We start from the raw sequence: 18288 nt of genomic DNA on the forward strand, positions 1-18288 counted from the left end.
CCGATGGTCCGTTATTTTTACTATTTGGTTTTATTAAATATGCTGGCGAATATCATCCTTTTCGTGCCTCGCATTCTTCTCTCACACAGATTTGAAGGTAGTATGATGTCGTTGGTTTTGTCCATACCAATTGGGTTCACCCTCCTGTATGTGTTTGTCAAATCAATCACGAAGTTCCCCGGACAGGGTTTCCCGGAAATATTAAAACAACACGCGCCGCGATGGGTGCGTATACTCATTTTGATCTATTTCATTATCATCTGGTATTTGGCCGGCATGATAACGCTGATTGCGTTTAGCGAGATCACAAAAAAATATATTAATCCCGACATTTCGTCGATGTTAATCGTTCTGGCTTTCGTCATTGTTGTCGGTATGATTGCCCGTTTGAAATCGGAATCCGTTCTTTTTTGCATGGAAATCTTGCTGGTTACCAATGTCCCCGTTATTGTTTGGGTCTTGTATAAATCTGTAACGAATGAATCCATGCAGTATGATGCTTGTTTTGAAATTGCCACTCATATTCTGAATAGGCCGACTTGGGACTCCATATCCGCTGGCACCTACATTTTCACAGGGTATACGAATTTAGTTATTTTCAACAGACTTCTTAAACCAAATAAAAAAATCCCCTTACTCTGGACAATCCCGATTGTCGGTACTTGTGTTTTGTTAACGAGCTTTCTGATTCCTGTGGGCTACCATGGAACTATGGCCGTGAATACTTACATTTACCCTTGGATTTCAACCTCAGATTCTATGCGGGTAGAATTTGGTTTAGTCGAAAGGGTCTTATTTATTTTCATGCTGCTGTACACCAATATTAGCTTAGCCGGTTCTTTTATACATTGGCATGTGGGTATTGAATTTTTTAAAGAGCTGATTCCTAGTCAGAAAGAAAAAAGCTACTTCACTTGGGCTGTAATAGCCCTTATGGGAGGGGTCACGTTTCTACTCAGCTACTTCTTCAACGACAATTCCTTATTCGATTTTGGCACGATTTATTTAAATGTAAGGCTGGCTTCTGAAATTGCCTTGGTGTTGATCATCGTAATTTTTGCCAGGAGGAAAATGGCGTGAAGAAATGGCTCTTCATCCTGCTGCTCTTGTGCCTGTGCGGAGGATGCGGCTTCAAGGATATTGACAAACGATTTTTCGTTGTTTCCATTGGAATTGATAAATCTGAACATACAAATATGAAATATCGGATATCGCTTAAACTAGCCGTTCCTGGAAGTAGTCTCGATAATAGTTCCGCGCAATACGAATTGATCACACAGGATGCCAACTCCATCACCGAAGCTGTTCGATTGCTGAAGTCTAAGGTCGACAAAGAACTGGATTTTGGTCATGCCAAAATTATTATTTTTGGGTATCCGTTTCTGAAGGAAAATGGCATCAATGAATTGGATTGGCTCAATCGCCGCAGAGATATCCAACTCGTGTCCTGGGTTGCTGTTGGACAACCTTCAGCAGAAGCCGTATTGGGAACAAAAATATCTCATGAGAGGATGCCTGGCAACTCTTTGCTGCTAAGCTTTGGGAAAACGGGGGTAGAATCGGGTTATGTGGTTTCCGAGTACCTATTCAACTTTTATCGCAAAAAAAAAGAACTGGGATTAGATCCCATTCTCTCCATTGTGGAATCGGCTAACAATCATTTTACGATTAACACTGCCGTCCTTTTTGATAAGGAGAATGTAAAGCTTACACTAAACTCGAATGAAACACGACTTTTTAATATTATGAAAGCAAGTATAAACAAAGTTGAAATTGAAGCGCCCTTCCAGGATTCGAAATTTTTCGTTTCGGTGGATCATATTAATTCGAATTACCACATTCGCATTCCTAAGAGTGGACCTCCTTATGTCGATATGCACATTAAGATGAGAGGTGTCATTGAAGAATCGGCATCAGGTCCCCTCGAAATCAATCAGTTCTCGCAATATGAAGCGGCTGTTTGCCAATCCTCTGAAGAAAAAATAGTGCGGCTTTTGAAAAAATTTCGAGACAACAAACTGGATCCTCTTGGCTTCGGATTAAAGTATCGATCGCGTCACTTTGGAACAGTAGAAGAGGAGTGGCGTACATGGCAAGCTCTTTATCCCGAATTGGAGTTCCGCGTAGGAGTCGAAATGAAGCTCGAAGGGGTCGGCGTGATCAAATAATGTTCGGCTCTGCGAGTCCCTTCAACCTTAGCTGTATTCCCTTGATCAGACATCCATTTATGTAATTGATCAGGCTGAATTCCGAGTTGATTCATCAGATGATGAATATCTATTTCTCTCATACACTACACCCCATCTATGGTTTGTCTCTTTAAGTTTAACTCTTCTTTACTTTATCGGTCAGAGTCGATTATGTAAATAAGTGCATATTGTCGAATCGCCTAAAGAATCCATAAAACGCGTCACCGAAAAAACAAACGAAATGCGTTTTGTTTCGACAAAAAAACAAAAAGAGCTGCACAGGCAGCTCTTTTATTTGGGTGATGATCTCTTATGTTATTGTAGCTGTCCATTCGAAGAGGCTTTGGATGAGACAAATTCGCTAGCCCAATCGACCATGCCGTTCATTAGCGTCAAAATCAGATTGACAGCGTCCTTCTCTGTTAATGTCCCGTTGTTGGACTGGCTGCTGACATATTGGGATGTTTTTTGTTCCAGTTTTTCAACCAAATCCTTAATTTTCAATAGTTCATTGGCTAAGTCTGAGACTTGCTGGCCGTTAGCGCCATTTTGTCCGGCTTGCTGACCTTGACCTTGGCCCTGTCCCTGGTCTTGTCCCTGATCTTGTCCTTGTCCTTGGGCCTGACTTTGAGCTTGATCCTGGTTCTGTCCTTGATCTTCACCCTGCGCTTGCGATTGACCGGAATTTGAGGCTTGCTGCTGATTTTGGCCACCTTGCGAGTTTTGGGATCCGCCTAACAACATTTTCTTTACCTGTTCGAGCTCAATTAGCACCAAGTCGTTCTGTTTGGTGAGTTCATCCATCTGCAGTTTGAGATCCTGTGTTTTGATCATGTTGTCATGAATGCTCCTTCCTTTATTTCACGGCACCGCAGGCGATTCGTTTACCAGAATTTCCGGATGGATCTGTCTTCAAATCATCCTCTTTCTCATGAATGACGAGAGAGGTTCCCCCTGGCTTAAACAACGAATTCGGCTTGTCAGGAAGCATCACCACGGATTTGGTGACCGTACTCAAACGGCCATTACCCTGCTCATCTACGACCAAGTTAGGAAGGTCCCCTGCATGCGCACCTTTGGGATTAAGAAAACCATGCTCTTTATGCATCGGGTTAAAATGCGCACCTGCCGAATCAAATGTCGGCGCATCGCAAGCGGCTTTTTCATGAATATGAAAACCATGGGCACCAGGTGTTAGTCCGCTTACTTGAAGATCAATCTGCACACCCTCTGGAACGGCTGCCAGTTGCGCCTTTCCAACCGTTTGTCCGCTTGCCCCAATGAATGTAACCTCTAGAGGTGGCGTAGAGCCAGATTCTGCTGTCGCCGTACTTTTCACGCTTTGACAGCCTGTCAGCACAAGCAGCCCCAAACTCACAGTCACAACAATTTTTAATGATTTCATGACCTATCTTCGTCCTCCCGAAAACTTAGCATTTTACATAATCTACCCTTAGGATGCACAACTGACTTCTGCTGTAACCGTATAACAAAAATAAAATTTTCATATATGCTCAGAAATAGTAAAAAACCCGCAATCATCCGATCGCAGGCTTCTAGTCATTTTATTTTCCCTTATAGAATGGTCATCAATTTGGCTATGATTTGAAGATTTTCAAGCTTACGCTTGTAAAAATGGAACTCCACCTTCGTATGCTCGACGGCATCTTCCATTCTTAACACTTGCTGCTGCAAGTCTTTCGTGTAAGGCCACATTTCAGCTTGGCGCTGCTGTTCATTTTTCCCTGTAACCAATCCGTCACCAATGACCTCACATTCCTTCGTCAATAGTTCGTGCTTGGCCCAACTCAGCTCAGATACAGCATCCACATAGATCGCTTCAGCTTGTTTGAGCAGCTCAGGTACTAACTGTAATTCCAAAATAACATCCGACCGGTTCATTCGGACTCCTCCTAAGAGTTTTCGTAAGAAAACTATCTTTGTAGCATAGCTCAGCTTAGCAATGCATAAACTTTCGCTGCTTGCCTCATGTATATTCATAGAAAAATAAAACATGCTCATTAGAGAAATCCGGCGAAAATAAGTCATTAAGACACAAAAAACTAGCATCCTCGCTACCCCGTTTTAGCAGGATTTGACAAACGAATTAAGGTTTCATTAAATCTATGCATAGCCCTCTAAACCCTCTTGTAGCGCCTGATAGAAGCGGATAGAATGATATTATACATAACCGAGGAGGTGACAATGCATGAGCCAAGAAGAAGAAGTTGTATCCCAAAATGAAGAAGAAATCGCTGAAGAGTCCACAGAAGAAGTAGTGAACGAAGAGGCGGCTGAAGAAGTTGCAGAGGCAAGTCAAGAAGCTGCTGCGGCTGAAGAAAGCGTGGAATCCGAAGAGGAATAATTGGTCCTTATTTTAAAATATATCCTCCCCCAGCCATCCGGTTGGGGGTTTATTGATGTTATAGATATTATTTATTTTTTGCGTATAAATTTTCTGAACATTCAAATAATACAGGTGTACCATAAAAAAGGAGATGATTTTGAATGGCTAGTAACAACACTTTAGTCGTACAACAAGCAAAAGCAGCATTGGATCAACTGAAGTTTGAAGTCGCTCAGGAAATTGGTGTCCCTCTCTCCCCTACTGGCTACAACGGTAATTTGGCAACTCGTGATGCTGGCGCGATCGGCGGAAACATCACGAAGCGTTTGGTACAAATCGCAGAACAACAACTTTCCAGCTTCAAACGTTAATCCTTTGATGTAGGCACAAACTCCAAAAGACTGATTTCACTCGATCCTCCTTAGAGTGACCGTCAGTCTTTTTTTCTATTTCTTCAATATTGTCATCTGTTCCTTCGATATCCTCACGAGTTTTCATTCGCATATTCTATTCAGATTACCTCTCTAGTATGATGGCTTTATCCCTATATACAAAAGGAGTGGTAAACCATGACTGAACAACAATATGAGATTTTCCGTGATCCCTACCGCATGCTTATTCTATTGGCTACATTAGTTAGCGAACAAAAAGGTGAAAAAACACTTCAGTTTGATAACGTCCCCTACTTCGAGAACGACACCTTCCTCATCCAACACGGCAAATTTATTTACAAAAAAGCGCAAACAGAAATCACCTGGTTTCAATTCCTGGGAAGAGACATTGCCTGTAACAAAGACTACACCCGTGAGGAATATAACAAAATGTTCGTTGATTGCCTGGCCTCTCTCTACAACCTTGCCTAGTACATACAAAAGTGTAGAATCCAGTGTAAGAATCCGTAAATTGAAAAGCGCTGTCTAGAAGGATTAACCCTTCTAGACAGCGCTTTTTACCATGAGTTACTTCTTCTTCACTTCTTCTACAAACACATCGCTTGCATCGCGATTACTACCGAGCTCAAGAATTGTATATTTCTTATCGCCAATCATAATCACATCTTCCACTTCGGGAAGCGGATCGCCTAAATATACGGTACCTAGATATACATTACTGCTTTTTAAACGCAAATTCCATCGATGCTGCTGCTTCGTCATTCCTGTTCCTCCCAAACTCTAATGACACCAAGTTACCATAAATCCCGCTAATATGAAAGTCCTATATCAAAGCGCTGACTTTTTTGATATATTAATGACATGATTGAGCGGAAAGGTTGACTAATCCATGACAATGCAAGGCATAACCGATGATGAACTGTCCATCCTTCTGGGGAAAGGTCCTACAGCAACTTTAGAAACTTCAACGAACGATTTTTCCTTCATGCCCAGGTCCAAAAAAAAGCGCAAAACTTACCATGTCCTCATCAAGCTTTTTCGATTTTGGCGCAATTAATCTGTTTACAAAATAACCATCTTATATATTGACATGCTTGAGAATTCTTGGTATATTACTAATTGTCTTCACAAAACGACTTGTTAGCTCAGCTGGGAGAGCACTATCTTGACAGGGTAGGGGTCAGTGGTTCGAGCCCACTACAGGTCATACAGAGAAAGTCCTTACATGGTAAGGGCTTTTTCTTTTATGCTTACTAAAACGTCTTTTACACTTCAATTCATCGATCCACACACTTCTCGATTAAATGCCCAATAATCGCCAATGAAATCCCCAGGACAATACCAGAAAAAACAGGACTTATTAAAAATGCCCAATGTAGTCCGAAAAACATACCAAAAACGAGTCCAGTAAAAAAGCCCATATTATGTGCTAGTTTTTCTGGCCTAGGAACTCCTTCTGCTTTTAGCTTAGCATTCATGAACTTTGCCGTATTATACGCATGCCAGATGTTGAACGCGTAAACGGAAGGATAGAACAACCCTTCCCATATTTACAATCTCGGAAGAATCTTGCAATTTTCCTGTAAACGAGTAATAAATAGACCAGTTTAATTTAGACAAAATATTAAAAGCAATTTCAGAAGCGAGTAAGATGATACCGATAAAATATTCACGGACATATAGTTGCCCGAATCCTGGCAAACATAATGACCAGAGTGCAGCAGCGTAAGGGGACTTGTACACGGGTTCTTGATAAAATTTTTGTTGATGATTGTTATAGAACTTCTTGTACCACCTTGTACTTTCTAATATTCAGACAGTATTCCCAAATTATGTGATTGTATAAATCATCGCGAATAACCCCTTTCGCTGAGCATCCATTACTGCAACAAAAAAAACACTTGAATAAATTCAAGTGCTCTTTCTATATTATTTCAAATATTAACGGACGAACTTTTCAAAAACCTGTTCAAATTCTTCTTTTGTTTGCGCTTGTTTATAGAGAAATACACCATTTTCATCACGAATTTCATGTTCATCAAGGCCAATACTTTCATAAAGGTTTACGATGTCTCCAGGTTGACCTTCCACAATGATATCCATGCCCTTCTGTTTCGGAGAGATGATATAGGCTATTTTATTTTTAGGTGAGTACGTATGAAACAATAGATAATTTCCTTTGCGTGTTAAATAATCAAGTTTTTCAGGATAAAATTTCTTGGTTCCACAAGGCAATTTATACGATGACAGTTGAGGCATAATTCAAATCTCCTTAAGCATAGTTTTATTGGAGCCAGAGGCAAGGCTGCGTCCAAAAACTTACATGGATTTACTCTTCAAATCATTGTACGACTTACCACCCGCATTTTCAAATGCTTCTTTATTCATTGTAAAAAAGCACCCTAATGATCAATGATCATGAGTGCTTTTTGCCGATAGAATCGATTGCATGATTCAATGATTTCGTTCCAGTTCCTCTTGCTGTGCGTGAAGCTTGTTTTTTATATCATCGATTTTAGTTTCGAGCCAATCTTTCGTATACACTTTAAGTAATGCGTCTTTCGAAGTATCTATGGCCATCAAAATGACTTCGATATCCGCTTCAGACAACTTGTCATTCGTTAACATAAAATCAACCTCCTCGAACAATTAATCTCATTATTCCCACCTTTTATAAACCTTAATACTTGTCATTCAAGCGCTATTATGCCTGTTCCTCATCCACCACAACCGAATCGCGAATCTGCTCAAAAGACACCGGCGTGTAGTCCAATTGTTCTACACTCACGTTGTAATAGTGGCGTCCCTCATATTTCTGACCATGAATATGCCCATGAACATTCAAATATGGCATCTGTTTATTCATATACATAGGCTCATGCGAAAGGAAGAAGAAATTCATATAAATAAGTGGATACTCACTTACCTCATCAAATCCCGCATCAAGCCACCAGGTCCTCGATCTCCCCCGATCATGATTGCCAAGGATGAGGATTTTATACCCGTTCAGCTGGGAAACAATAGCCTGAGTGCGCTCTTTATTTAAAAAAGAAAAGTCACCCAAATGAAAAACTTTGTCTTCTTTACGGACGACAGCATTCCACTTTGCAATCATAGCTGCTGTCATTTCGTCAACATCTGCAAAAGGTCTGTTTTCGAAGTCAATGATGTTTTTATGACCGAAATGGTGATCTGAAATAAAATAAGTTGTAGGCATATTACAGCTCTCCTTCATTTTAATATCCGACAGCGTTCCCACGTGCTCTCCACCCGTACGACCAAATTAAGGTACATAATGGCAAAGCCCAAAGAAACGGCGCATAACTAACATAATGTTCGACTGGCACACCTACAATGGTTCCACACACAATCGCGAGCATATTCCAAGGAATCATAGCAGCTAGAATGAGGCTTGAATCTGCAACAACTCTGGCAAGCTGGCTGCGCGGGAAGCGTTCCTCCCAGAAAGGCAGCAAACTCCTGCCTGTCATCATGATCGGGAGGGTTTGTGTACACGAAACAAGGCCAAGTCCTAAGCCAAACAAGGCGGTTCGAATGGTTGCGATGAATAGGGAAGTGGAGCTTCCTCCCAACAATTTTTGCATATAGGCCTGTAATACACGATTTTCCTCTAAAATCCCGTTGAACGCTCCCGCGAGTCCAATAAGTACAATTAATTCAACCATACTAGACAAACCTTTGGTTTGCAGCGATTCAAAAGTAATAGAGTGATAACCAAACCACATCGCATGCAGCCATTCCTCCCAAGCGACTCCTTGAAAAATGAGGCCGATTCCGATTGCACTAGCGATGGAAAGAAGAAATCCGTTTCTTGTTTTAAATCTGAACAATATTGAAAGCAGTAAAAGCAGCACAGGCAATAACAACCAAATGCTGTAGTTAAAACCGGAACCAAATTGCTGACTAAGCACATCATTTTCCCCTTGATGCCACTTGCCTCTCATGTCGCAAAACAAGAAAAAAGCGAGGGTGATACCTCCAGCCCCAATCGTAGTTGGCAGCAAGGCTTTAAATAAGTCTTTGACGGAAACACCTGTGGAAGATGCCACCAGACGGTTCGCACTGGAAAAAGGCGAAGTCCTATCGCCGACAAATGCGCCCGAAATTAGTGCCCCTGCAACCATCGGCAAAGGGATTTGAAGCAGCGCAGCAAGACCGATTAGTGGTATTCCGACCGAGCTTAGCGTGCCCGTGGAAGTTCCAAGAAGCATGGAAATGCACACGGAAAGAGCAAACGAAAATGTAAGAAAAAAGCTAGGATCCACGATGCGAAGTCCTAAATCGATCATATAGGGAATAGTCCCGCTTGCTGTCCACGTAGGGATAACAACGCCAACCAATGCAAGAATCCACATGACTTCTTTGGTATGCTTGACGCCCTCCCACATGCTTCTCAGAATGCCACTGAATCCAGCTCCGCCTCGCCATACGATGACGACCAATGTGATGAGTCCAAATGAAAAACCAATCGCCAAGGCAATGTGCAGCACATATGCGGCAGCGAGTCCTAGAATGGTAATAAGTATCGTTACGCCAAGTTGTCTATTCGTTAACATGTGTCTTTTTATCCTAACATTTCTCGAATGGTATGAAGAGTCTCTTGGATGGCTTGCTTCAGCGCTTGGGACTCTCCTTGGTAAGGATGAACCGAGCCAAAGGTATGATTGCCCTCAGGAATTCGGATCCATTGGATAGCTGAATTTTGCTCGACCATCTGTTTTGAGCCTCGAATAAGCCTCTCGCTATCTTCAGTCCCTTGAATTAACGCAATTGGGAACGCTGCACCGCTAATTCTGCCCATAATATTGAATCGCTCGCTGTTACTTTCCATGTCTTCAAGGATCTCAAGATCTAGCGGCATATTTTGCTTCGTACGACCGTTCAACGTATACGTTCTTCCCTCTGTGCGCATCTCTTTTTTATTGTCCTCTGTCAACAGATCAACATTCGAAATGCCATTCCAACTGATAACACCCGCAATTTGATCGGGATGATCAAGCGCATAGATGAGGCATACCCCCGCCCCTCTACTGTGGCCCAAAAGCAAAATCGGTTTCTCTCCGGCACCAGCAAGCTGTTCATTTCGCCGAATTTCCTCCACAACGGCTTCCAAATCTTCAAGATTCCTGGAATATGTATCGCGCGCGAACTTCTCCAGCTCTGTAAATTCAAGCAGGTCCTCCCCGACGCCATTGTGTGAGAAATTGATGGCCATGACATTTACATTCATAGATAATGATTGCGCTACGTGCGGAAACATCCCCCAGTTTTTAAAACCTTTGTATCCATGGCAAATGATCAAGGTGCCCAGAGCCGGTTGTGACGCCGCTTCATAGAAATCACCTCTCACTATCCGATCCTCTGCTATATGTAGCTCAAATGCTTTACCTTCACTTGGTTGCATGAGATAACCTCCCTTTCCTAAGTACTGCTATATTTTAACACAGATGCCATTCCGACAGCAGAGGACGATGAATTTGTTCATAAATTAATGGCAATTAGTAAAAACTTGACTATGGCGTTTCATCCAGCTGTTCAAATGTGGACCGCTACTAAAATCAATTCAGGAGGAAGCTTACCTATGCATCATGCCCGAGCAACCCGCTTGCTCCGAACGATGATCTGCACCTTGTTGCTTTCTGTGATGTCCATTTGTTTGTTTGGTCCATTCGGCCATCATTCCTATGGTCAAGCCCTCAGGTATCAAGAAACGACGAATATGACTACTTTTCAGTTGGTTGTCCAAGCCTCTCCACATGCCGCCTACCGATCAGAATCATCTTTTGAAAATAAAAAATTACAGCGAGAGCTTGAGCAACTACAGGCAGGCGCTTCGTACACCGAGCCTTTACCGCCGGATACCACTCTCATTTATCATAAAAAAGGGCAGACGCTCCACTACGGCGTTACGGTAAACGGGGAATTGGTTGATCCGATGACCAAATCCATCTACGCGGTGTCGATGGATGTGCAAGAAGCGCTTCGCACACAGGTTCAAGCGCTTAGAGCTCAGCACTATGGCGAGATCCTGACTTGGGAAGACGCAAGCGCCGTCATCCCCAAATATAGTAAATTCACAATAACCGACGTAGAAAGCGGTCTTAGCTTTGAAGGACAGCGCCGCGCAGGTTCCAGCCACGCGGATGTCCAACCGCTGACGAAGACCGACTCCGCGACGCTCAAAACCATCTATGGCGGCGCATGGAGCTGGGACCGTAAAGCGGTCCTCGTGAGGTTTAACGGCCGCACGCTGGCCGGCTCCATGCACGGCATGCCGCATGGCGGAGACGGTATTCCCGGAAATGACTTCAACGGTCATTTCTGTATTCATTTCCTCGGGAGCGTGACACACGGCTCCCACTCCTCCGATCCGGCGCACCAGGTCATGGTGCACCGGGCCGCAGGCTTGCTGACGTCCTACATCAGCAAGCTTTCGCCTTGGGCGCTGATCGACGTCTGGATCAGCGGCGCCAACCAAGGTGACCTGCAGCTGCTGCAGGTCACCACAGGGCAAGAGCAGGCGGTGCATGTGCGAAGCATGCGCCGCCTGTCCAAGTTCCCGGAGCGGGACGTGTCTCAGCTCCTCGAGCTTGAGGCTGCGGTCGACGTTACGGTTACACCGGCACGTGCTTCCGCGCCTGCGCACAGGCGTGTGCTCTTTCGGCTCGAAAGAGCATCGCTTGATTCGCGCTGGTATATTCGCAGCGCTGTCATGCAATGACAAAAGCCCGTTAGCTCTCAGGAACGAGAGTTAACGGGCTTTACATTTATTGCAGCGGCTGGCCAGACGCTTTGCGCAGTTCATTCGCTAAGCGATTGAATTCCGCTCGAGCTGGGAGCGAAGTTGTCGCTTCATAGCCAGCTGACAGAAAAGGGATGATGACATTGGCATCATGCGTTGTAAGTGGATAGTTCACTGGTGTCAGCGTGTTCCACCAGCCTTCACTGCCGTAGGATTCATCATGATCGATTTGGATGCCATTCTCTGAAACATCATTCAAATATTGATAAATGTTAATGAATGTAGATTTTTTACCGCCGCTCCATGCGTAGGTCTGCCAAAATCTCGAGCAAGCACCTGCTTGCTTCACAGCTTCCATAACCGCATACGACCCATATACCCCGGTGGTATACTCCGGAGTCGCTTCACTTGCTGCTTGAATGTACGCAATGACCGTAGCCATTTGAGCGCTAGTCGCGTCAAAATCGACAGCAAAATAGATACAGCTTCCTGCAGGCTGACCTAGCTGATGAGCCACCTGTACCGCGGTAGCGCCGTCAGCCAATCCTGCATTTCTTCCGCCAAGAGCCCGATTTGCCGTAGTTTCGAAAACAGATACGATGTCCAAACCTGCTTGGCTGATTTGTTCCGCTTCACTTTTCGTTAAAGCCTTATACCCGCTCGGGACGAGATATCTGGCCACAAACGAGTAGCCATCTTTGACGAAAGCTGCGGCGGTTTGCGCCGTTAAAGGCGTTGAGCAATCAAAACCTTTGGCCACTTTCTATCACCTAATTTCTACTAGTTTGTTACATCATATGCTCGTAGACAATAGATTGCTACACTTCAAATGAGTTGCTAATTAAAGGAAAGCAACAAAAAGGCTCTTACCTAAGAAGGTAAAAGCCTTTTTATTAGGACTCCAGCTTTTTTACGGTTCCGAATCGTTTGGCGTTTCTAGCGCGTGCACGCTCGATTTCGATTTCTCGATTGCGCGGCTCCGCAGTAGTGACGAGTGAATCCATTAATTGACGTGCAGCTAGCGCCACCTCAGCGACCGCTCGGTTGAAAGCTTCCTCATTCGCCTTGGATGGCGCGGTGAAGCCCGAAATTTTTCTAACAAATTGTAAAGAAGCCGCCTGAATCTCAGCATCTGTAGCAACGGGGTTGAAGTTAAAAAGCGGCTTAATATTACGACACATAACAAGCAGCTCCTTTGCGAATTTTTTGATTTGTTGAACACTTTTGCTTAATTCTCGAAAACCGTAATTTTCCTAAGAATCAAATTAATATCATCATAAATCAGAATATTGCCATCGGCATTTATGACAAATCGCGGTGAAATACCAAGAACCATTTTTTTAGGCTCAAAATCATCATTTAATGCTCCCGAGTAGCCTGGCGGAGTGGGCATCTGATCATAGTTCCCAGTCAAGGAATTAAAAATACCTTTTCTATAAATGGCATTATCCATATTCGCGTAGGGTTCAATCTTCCCCTCTACATTTGCACGATAAAATTGCTTCCCATCTGTAATGAAAAAATATCCATCATGCGTGATTACGGTATTTATTTGTTCAATATTTAATGTAGCAACTACCTCTGATCCTACCCCAGGAGTAATCTCTTTTATTTGCTTGCTCTCGCGATCAAGAACATACAAGATCCCATTATTAACAAGTGGAACAAGATGATGCATGCGATTTCCCTCGACACTCATGTAAGATGTGAGCCTCTCTCCCTCATGAGCTGTGTACAGGATGTTTTTGAAAGAGTTACTTATCACATATGTTTGTCCGTCATTCAAAGGCTGGATAAAGTCCGTATCCGTATCTAATTGTCCACTCGTATCAAACGCAATCATTTTCACGCTAGGCCATACTTGATAAAAAACAGCCATTTTATTATAAAAGTCTCTTCCCATGACAAAAAGTTTATCTGAAGCTTGATCATAGAATAATGATTTTGGGATGAATTCATAATGTAGAAATTTGCTTGCCGCACCACGCTCGTCTTTATACTCAAAATCAAACTTTGTATCGTTGAACGAAAGGATGGTTTCTAAACTTATCTCTTTTCCTTTGCTCAGATTCATCTTCTTAATATAGAAGTTAGACTGATCATTTTGCGATATGAAATACAGATCATCCTTACCATCCGAGATCATCTCCATATCACTAAGGAAATAATGCGGATAAGGTCCAGATGATGGGAGGAGTCCAGTTAAAGGAATTTTTATAGAGTTCTGTGAAGTTAAATTATCAACTGTCGGCTTATCCAATCGCTTTTTGACAGGGAGAGCGCCATTCAAGCTTTGATCATCTGCTGGCGAAATCGTGATAACCCGAGTAAGTTCATCGAATGTAACTGTCTGTTGGAAATTCTCTGCAATGAACCGAATCGGCACGAGAGTGACTTCATTTTCAATAATAGGAGCTTGCTCAAGGTGGATTGGCGTACCGTCTACATGAGCAGTTGCATTTCCTATCTGCATGGAGAGGAGCTTTGTCCCATATGCCAAGTCAACTCTCTGTACAGCTCCATCCCATTTAACGGTGGCACCTAAGGCTTCTGTAACAAATCGGAGTGGGACCATCGTTGTATTCTCAACAAGGTGCGGAGACATTTGAAGAGTAACGCTCTTGTCATTAATTGAAGCTTTGGTTTCCCCCAATGTTAACTTGATGGAAACGAGTCCGCTTGTAGATGAAGCAAACACTGCTAATGGTGAATAAGTCCATACAAGTAATGCAGATAAAATGAGGCTTCTTCTAACACAATTTAATGGCATGCAACTTCCTCCATGTAGTAATTTCCTACACAGTTTACCATACCTTTCAAATTGATTCTCTTATTATTTTTTCAAAAAGCTGTGTGCACAAAAACGTGCACAAGCCCCTCATCTTCATCAAACGATTGATGAAAATAAGAGGCCTGTTTTATCTTCTAAAAAATAAAAAACCCTTATTCAAAGGGTTTCACTACTATGGGCCCAGAGGGACTCGAACCCCCGACCAATCGGTTATGAGCCGACCGCTCTAACCAACTGAGCTATAGGCCCAAATAAAATTTGGTTGCGGGGGCAGGATTTGAACCTGCGGCCTTCGGGTTATGAGCCCGACGAGCTACCGAGCTGCTCCACCCCGCGTCATGTTGCCGCTCAACAGCGACAAAAATAAATATACACTAAGCGCGAGTGGTAAGTCAAGCGTTAATTTTTAGATAAAATGCAGGAAATTACGTATTGTAACGAACGCCGAAACGTCCCTTTTTCGACTTGAAAACTTCCACTTCTTGTGGGCATTCATACCCGTAAATCCACCAGTCTTCTTCCATTCTTTTCGCCAGACAGCCCGCTTGAAACTTGGAATCATATAATTTTGCCCAATATATCCAGTTCATCGCAATCACTCCGTTTTAATGAAATCGATAAACCTATCTTATCCAAAACCGATCAGACTTATGAATCAATCCTCATGAACATCCTGCATATACGAAAAAAATGAAAAACCGCCTAGTAGTGCTTCTTGCACTACCAGGCGGCATTGAACTTTTATTGTTTAAAAGTTGTAAGGAATCGTTTAACCGTTTCTCCATATTCGTTCGTAAAGGTCTCATAAACTTTGACTTGAATTGGGAAATCCAGTTGACCGGATCTCGCACTTAGGTCAATTGTGTTCGAACCACTGTACAATCTTCCTTCGCCTGACAAATCTTTCGTCGTTTTTCCAACAGGATTGCCAACTTTATCGAATAATTCAAAGGATAGCTTGTTGTTATACTTATCCACTGTTACCTGTTTATCCGGTTTGATGTCCAGCTCCAGCTTCAACTTGTAATCGTAGGTCAAGGAAGCTTGATAAATCGCTGAGATACTCCAGTCCTTAATATTGATCTCGTAAGGGTAAACATTAAGCACTTTACTCGTTGTCTCGTTAGTCTGAACGGGCACCTTCGCTGTTGCGAGCAGCGACTTATACACCGTATCTCCGCTAGCCTGCTGGCTGTATAAGTTCATCTTCAAGCCCTCGCCTGTTTCGGAAGCAGGAAGCGCATAGGAATAGCTGACCACATAAGAAGCCTTAGGAACAACACTAAGCGCAGTTGCCGCCTGTCTTCTTCCTCCATAAGCAAAGCCGTCTTTACTTACAAGCTCCGTTTGTATCGCTGGAATAGGGACTGGACGATCACTGTTATTCGTTAGTTTAAATTTGGCCACTGCCGTATTGAATCCATCATCTTCATTGTTTGTGACATGCAGTTCAACAAGCGACACATCGACATTGGAAGGTACAAATTTATTCGTTGAATCCAGTTTAACTGGTGTTCCTAATGTGTAGTCTGGAGCCGGAATGACGCCTTGTGTCGCCGCTCCAACAGGAAGTAAAATGTTCGCGCGCCCAACACGGTAGGTATCTTCTTGCATTTTGCCATCCCCCTGCGAAGCGAAGAAACTCTCCGGCGTCACGACATTCAAACTCGTGAATTCGGTGTCCAAATCGGTTGGGATCACGATATGAATATACTTTTTCTCACCCGGATCAAGTACAACGGAAGCTTCGGCACGATCGCCGGAATAAACCTTGCTATCCGTCTTGCCGTCGATTCCGAAATTCGGAACGGTTTGGCGTTCATTCGTTGGATTGACGACCTGAATTTGCACAACAGTAGACACGCCTTTGGCTGTGATTTCCTTGTGAATATCCACAGGAATAAATCCTACCGATGTCCTCAGAGATGGCAGTGTGAAAGCCTCTCCCCACTTCAGAAGCGCAGAAGCTTTGGTAATCGTGCTGTCACTGCCTTTCCACACGAGCGCCGCGTCAACCGGTACGCTCAGCAGTGTTGTTTCTTTTTTCGGATATACTTCCATATCCACATCTACAAAGCTAAGCTCGCTAAGTTCAGCATCATCGCTGCGTTCTGCATTCGTTAGATAGCTAAGCTCTTGCTGCGTCTTCGGTAGTATCGACTTTGGATTTTTGGCACTCGGCTGCAGCGTATATTCAACGCCATCCGCCATGCGAACGCGCAATTCATAATCAGGGACACGAGTTATTTTATCGGTCGTATTTTTAATCCGAATGACTGCTCCTAGCTTCGTTGTATCCGATTCATGCTCGTTGAGTATGCTTTTGATCTCCACTTCAACTTTATCAGTCAGCGCATAGCTGGTATTCGTGCTTGTTTGAGCGAAAACTGCCGAGCTCACACCCTCCGCAGCCCATGCAGGAAAAGAAGCGGTAGTTAAAAGTGCAGCGGATAGTACAATAGTGGCCAGTGATCTCTTCATTTTCTTATTCACGTAGTTCTCCTCCTTGAGCTCGAGCTAGTTGCTCACTTTAATTTTATCTTGATCTTTCAGTTGGTGCTGTCCGGAGATCACGAGCATCTCGCCTTCCTTAACGCCGGATAACACTTCTTGATTCGTTTCGTTTAAGCGACCAAGTTCAACCTTACGTTTTTGGACAGTTTCCCCGTTCACGATATACACAAAGCTGTCGCCGCCTTCGCGAACGATACTAAGGCTCGGGATAACCGGTACGATTTGTTCATCGTCTTTGGTAAGCTCGACTTGGGCCTTGGAACCTGGTTTCAACTTACCATCAGGATTCGGGACTTCCAACTCCAGATCATACGCCTTGGATTGACCATTAATGACATCAGATAAGTACGTGACTTTAGCGCTGGCTTTATCAGTAACATCTGGTATGTAGAAAATCAGTTCGCTTTTACCTCGAACGAGAGCAGCCGATGCTTCGGTCAATTGGGACTTGATTTTCACCGGGTTCGTCTGCTGCACTTCTCCGACACGACCGCCTGGTGACAAAGTTTCACCAACTGTCACATTGAGATCCGTTAGCACACCGGAAGCAGGCGCTTTTACATCGAGGTTGCTTAGTGTTCTATCGATGCTGCGCGCGCTAACCTGTGCTGACTCCAGGCTAGTTTCCACTTGTGCAAGGGAATTCGTCTCTTGCGCAGTTTTCAGCGTTCTACGTGCGCTCTCCAAATCTTTTTTCATATTGGTTAGCGCTGTTTCAGACTGTTCTAACTGCGTTTTCGTCGCTGTACCTAGATCGTATTCATTACGAGCCTTGTTATAAGCCTTCTCAAGATCGCTAACGGCTGTCTCTAATTTGGACACTCCGTCTTTAGCATCAGCAATTCCGTTGGCTGTCTTCTGTTTAGCTTCAACAAGCCCGGCCTGGGCTCCTTTAATACTCACGGAATTCAAATCTTTTTGTATCAAAACATCGGTCGGATCTAGGCGGAACAGCACATCACCTTTCTCAACTTTATCTCCGCGTTTCTTTAGAATCTCAATAACTTCCCCGCCTGACTTAGGCACAACATCCAATTGAATGGAAGAGACAACGTCTCCTACTTGCTCAATCGGATTACCAATCTTTTGTTTGGCAATTTTAGCCGTTTTCACTACTTTAACTCCTTGCTCGGCAGCCGTTGCCGGCGTTGCGCTCGGGCTTGCAGCAGGTGATGCGGAACATCCTGCGATGATCGCCGCGCTAAGCGCGACGACACCGAATAATTTGGCACTTTGCTTAATCGTAAACAACTGACGTTTCATATTCGATTTCTCCTTTTCCCCAATTCAGC

General features: G+C 43.7%; 22 protein-coding genes and 3 tRNA genes. 7 read left to right on the plus strand and 18 right to left on the minus strand.

The window, feature by feature from the left end; genetic code table 11:
- Nucleotides 1–3: 3 nt before the first annotated feature.
- Entirely contained in the window at nucleotides 4–1080 is a 1077-nt protein-coding gene (locus RQP52_RS10620) for a GerAB/ArcD/ProY family transporter (RefSeq protein ID WP_315951341.1), read from the plus strand.
- Nucleotides 1077–2168, plus strand: a complete 1092-nt coding sequence (locus tag RQP52_RS10625; RefSeq protein WP_315951343.1) for a Ger(x)C family spore germination protein — start codon at nucleotides 1077–1079, stop codon at nucleotides 2166–2168. The genes RQP52_RS10620 and RQP52_RS10625 overlap by 4 nt, the downstream gene beginning before the upstream one ends.
- Nucleotides 2169–2504: 336 nt before the next feature.
- On the opposite strand, the gene RQP52_RS10630 is transcribed toward RQP52_RS10625, so the two are convergent.
- The 3 genes from RQP52_RS10630 to RQP52_RS10640 form a co-directional block, all read right to left on the minus strand.
- Entirely contained in the window at nucleotides 2505–3023 is a 519-nt protein-coding gene (locus tag RQP52_RS10630; protein WP_315951344.1) for a hypothetical protein, read from the minus strand.
- Between the two features lie 22 nt (nucleotides 3024–3045).
- Entirely contained in the window at nucleotides 3046–3594 is a 549-nt protein-coding gene (locus RQP52_RS10635; protein ID WP_315951345.1) for a superoxide dismutase family protein, read from the minus strand.
- A gap of 170 nt (nucleotides 3595–3764) precedes the next feature.
- Nucleotides 3765–4091, minus strand: a complete 327-nt coding sequence (locus tag RQP52_RS10640; protein WP_127452074.1) for a hypothetical protein — start codon at nucleotides 4089–4091, stop codon at nucleotides 3765–3767.
- Between the two features lie 307 nt (nucleotides 4092–4398).
- On the opposite strand from RQP52_RS10640, the gene RQP52_RS10645 reads away from it, so the two are divergent.
- The 3 genes from RQP52_RS10645 (at nucleotide 4399) to RQP52_RS10655 (ending at nucleotide 5399) form a co-directional block, all read left to right on the plus strand.
- Nucleotides 4399–4554 (plus strand): hypothetical protein, encoded by a 156-nt coding sequence (locus tag RQP52_RS10645; RefSeq protein WP_157321483.1) that lies wholly within the window; start codon nucleotides 4399–4401, stop codon nucleotides 4552–4554.
- Between the two features lie 143 nt (nucleotides 4555–4697).
- The gene (locus RQP52_RS10650; protein WP_127452072.1) at nucleotides 4698–4907 is read left to right on the plus strand and encodes an alpha/beta-type small acid-soluble spore protein; all 210 of its coding nucleotides are present in this window, start codon (nucleotides 4698–4700) and stop codon (nucleotides 4905–4907) included.
- A gap of 198 nt (nucleotides 4908–5105) precedes the next feature.
- Nucleotides 5106–5399 (plus strand): hypothetical protein, encoded by a 294-nt coding sequence (locus RQP52_RS10655; protein WP_157321486.1) that lies wholly within the window; start codon nucleotides 5106–5108, stop codon nucleotides 5397–5399.
- 96 nt (nucleotides 5400–5495) lie between these two features.
- Here RQP52_RS10655 and RQP52_RS10660 read toward each other — a convergent pair whose 3' ends face one another.
- On the minus strand, nucleotides 5496–5690 hold the full coding sequence (locus RQP52_RS10660; RefSeq protein ID WP_079420361.1) for a hypothetical protein: 195 nt from the start codon (nucleotides 5688–5690) through the stop codon (nucleotides 5496–5498).
- Nucleotides 5691–6062: 372 nt separating this feature from the next.
- Between RQP52_RS10660 and RQP52_RS10665 the strand changes: the two genes are divergently transcribed.
- A tRNA-Val gene (locus RQP52_RS10665) sits at nucleotides 6063–6135 on the plus strand.
- A gap of 70 nt (nucleotides 6136–6205) precedes the next feature.
- Here RQP52_RS10665 and RQP52_RS10670 read toward each other — a convergent pair.
- The 6 genes from RQP52_RS10670 to RQP52_RS10695 form a co-directional block, all read right to left on the minus strand.
- Nucleotides 6206–6406 (minus strand): hypothetical protein, encoded by a 201-nt coding sequence (locus RQP52_RS10670; RefSeq protein ID WP_315951347.1) that lies wholly within the window; start codon nucleotides 6404–6406, stop codon nucleotides 6206–6208.
- Between the two features lie 463 nt (nucleotides 6407–6869).
- Entirely contained in the window at nucleotides 6870–7187 is a 318-nt protein-coding gene (locus RQP52_RS10675) for a hypothetical protein (RefSeq protein WP_315951348.1), read from the minus strand.
- Between the two features lie 195 nt (nucleotides 7188–7382).
- A complete protein-coding gene (locus RQP52_RS10680) occupies nucleotides 7383–7556 on the minus strand; it encodes a hypothetical protein (protein ID WP_157321493.1) in 174 nt (57 codons plus the stop codon).
- 76 nt (nucleotides 7557–7632) lie between these two features.
- Nucleotides 7633–8145, minus strand: coding sequence for a metallophosphoesterase (locus RQP52_RS10685; protein WP_315951349.1), 513 nt, complete (start codon nucleotides 8143–8145; stop codon nucleotides 7633–7635).
- A 19-nt stretch (nucleotides 8146–8164) separates the two neighbouring features.
- Nucleotides 8165–9505, minus strand: coding sequence for a Na+/H+ antiporter NhaC family protein (locus RQP52_RS10690; RefSeq protein WP_315951350.1), 1341 nt, complete (start codon nucleotides 9503–9505; stop codon nucleotides 8165–8167).
- 8 nt (nucleotides 9506–9513) lie between these two features.
- The gene (locus tag RQP52_RS10695; RefSeq protein ID WP_315951351.1) at nucleotides 9514–10353 is read right to left on the minus strand and encodes an alpha/beta hydrolase family protein; all 840 of its coding nucleotides are present in this window, start codon (nucleotides 10351–10353) and stop codon (nucleotides 9514–9516) included.
- A 177-nt stretch (nucleotides 10354–10530) separates the two neighbouring features.
- On the opposite strand from RQP52_RS10695, the gene RQP52_RS10700 reads away from it, so the two are divergent.
- On the plus strand, nucleotides 10531–11670 hold the full coding sequence (locus RQP52_RS10700) for a hypothetical protein (protein ID WP_315951352.1): 1140 nt from the start codon (nucleotides 10531–10533) through the stop codon (nucleotides 11668–11670).
- A gap of 46 nt (nucleotides 11671–11716) precedes the next feature.
- Here RQP52_RS10700 and RQP52_RS10705 read toward each other — a convergent pair whose 3' ends face one another.
- From RQP52_RS10705 to RQP52_RS10740, 8 genes are all read right to left on the minus strand, one after another.
- Complete coding sequence (locus RQP52_RS10705; protein WP_315951353.1) at nucleotides 11717–12451, minus strand: DUF1906 domain-containing protein; 735 nt, start codon at nucleotides 12449–12451, stop codon at nucleotides 11717–11719.
- A gap of 133 nt (nucleotides 12452–12584) precedes the next feature.
- The gene (locus RQP52_RS10710) at nucleotides 12585–12872 is read right to left on the minus strand and encodes a DUF2277 domain-containing protein (RefSeq protein WP_315951354.1); all 288 of its coding nucleotides are present in this window, start codon (nucleotides 12870–12872) and stop codon (nucleotides 12585–12587) included.
- Between the two features lie 47 nt (nucleotides 12873–12919).
- The gene (locus RQP52_RS10715) at nucleotides 12920–14461 is read right to left on the minus strand and encodes a stalk domain-containing protein (RefSeq protein ID WP_315951355.1); all 1542 of its coding nucleotides are present in this window, start codon (nucleotides 14459–14461) and stop codon (nucleotides 12920–12922) included.
- A 196-nt stretch (nucleotides 14462–14657) separates the two neighbouring features.
- Nucleotides 14658–14731: transfer RNA gene (locus RQP52_RS10720), tRNA-Ile, on the minus strand.
- Nucleotides 14732–14741: 10 nt separating this feature from the next.
- A tRNA-Met gene (locus RQP52_RS10725) sits at nucleotides 14742–14818 on the minus strand.
- An 89-nt stretch (nucleotides 14819–14907) separates the two neighbouring features.
- Complete coding sequence (locus RQP52_RS10730; RefSeq protein ID WP_164484139.1) at nucleotides 14908–15072, minus strand: hypothetical protein; 165 nt, start codon at nucleotides 15070–15072, stop codon at nucleotides 14908–14910.
- A 151-nt stretch (nucleotides 15073–15223) separates the two neighbouring features.
- On the minus strand, nucleotides 15224–16975 hold the full coding sequence (locus RQP52_RS10735) for a hypothetical protein (RefSeq protein WP_315951356.1): 1752 nt from the start codon (nucleotides 16973–16975) through the stop codon (nucleotides 15224–15226).
- Between the two features lie 24 nt (nucleotides 16976–16999).
- Nucleotides 17000–18259, minus strand: a complete 1260-nt coding sequence (locus tag RQP52_RS10740) for an efflux RND transporter periplasmic adaptor subunit (protein WP_315951357.1) — start codon at nucleotides 18257–18259, stop codon at nucleotides 17000–17002.
- Between the last annotated feature and the right edge of the window lie 29 nt (nucleotides 18260–18288).

It is taken from the genome of Paenibacillus violae (assembly GCF_032461945.1).
Lineage (GTDB): Bacteria > Bacillota > Bacilli > Paenibacillales > NBRC-103111 > Paenibacillus_E > Paenibacillus_E violae.

Coding starts and splice junctions, on each gene's coding strand:
- RQP52_RS10620 (WP_315951341.1), top strand. CDS start 4: ATGGTCCGTTATTTTTACTATTTGGTTTTATTAAATATGCTGGCGAAT.
- RQP52_RS10630 (WP_315951344.1), bottom strand. CDS start 3,023: ATGATCAAAACACAGGATCTCAAACTGCAGATGGATGAACTCACCAAA.
- RQP52_RS10635 (WP_315951345.1), bottom strand. CDS start 3,594: ATGAAATCATTAAAAATTGTTGTGACTGTGAGTTTGGGGCTGCTTGTG.
- RQP52_RS10640 (WP_127452074.1), bottom strand. CDS start 4,091: ATGAACCGGTCGGATGTTATTTTGGAATTACAGTTAGTACCTGAGCTG.
- RQP52_RS10645 (WP_157321483.1), top strand. CDS start 4,399: ATGAGCCAAGAAGAAGAAGTTGTATCCCAAAATGAAGAAGAAATCGCT.
- RQP52_RS10650 (WP_127452072.1), top strand. CDS start 4,698: ATGGCTAGTAACAACACTTTAGTCGTACAACAAGCAAAAGCAGCATTG.
- RQP52_RS10655 (WP_157321486.1), top strand. CDS start 5,106: ATGACTGAACAACAATATGAGATTTTCCGTGATCCCTACCGCATGCTT.
- RQP52_RS10660 (WP_079420361.1), bottom strand. CDS start 5,690: ATGACGAAGCAGCAGCATCGATGGAATTTGCGTTTAAAAAGCAGTAAT.
- RQP52_RS10670 (WP_315951347.1), bottom strand. CDS start 6,406: ATGAATGCTAAGCTAAAAGCAGAAGGAGTTCCTAGGCCAGAAAAACTA.
- RQP52_RS10675 (WP_315951348.1), bottom strand. CDS start 7,187: ATGCCTCAACTGTCATCGTATAAATTGCCTTGTGGAACCAAGAAATTT.
- RQP52_RS10680 (WP_157321493.1), bottom strand. CDS start 7,556: ATGTTAACGAATGACAAGTTGTCTGAAGCGGATATCGAAGTCATTTTG.
- RQP52_RS10685 (WP_315951349.1), bottom strand. CDS start 8,145: ATGCCTACAACTTATTTTATTTCAGATCACCATTTCGGTCATAAAAAC.
- RQP52_RS10690 (WP_315951350.1), bottom strand. CDS start 9,505: ATGTTAACGAATAGACAACTTGGCGTAACGATACTTATTACCATTCTA.
- RQP52_RS10695 (WP_315951351.1), bottom strand. CDS start 10,353: ATGCAACCAAGTGAAGGTAAAGCATTTGAGCTACATATAGCAGAGGAT.
- RQP52_RS10700 (WP_315951352.1), top strand. CDS start 10,531: ATGCATCATGCCCGAGCAACCCGCTTGCTCCGAACGATGATCTGCACC.
- RQP52_RS10710 (WP_315951354.1), bottom strand. CDS start 12,872: ATGTGTCGTAATATTAAGCCGCTTTTTAACTTCAACCCCGTTGCTACA.
- RQP52_RS10715 (WP_315951355.1), bottom strand. CDS start 14,461: ATGCCATTAAATTGTGTTAGAAGAAGCCTCATTTTATCTGCATTACTT.
- RQP52_RS10730 (WP_164484139.1), bottom strand. CDS start 15,072: ATGAACTGGATATATTGGGCAAAATTATATGATTCCAAGTTTCAAGCG.
- RQP52_RS10740 (WP_315951357.1), bottom strand. CDS start 18,259: ATGAAACGTCAGTTGTTTACGATTAAGCAAAGTGCCAAATTATTCGGT.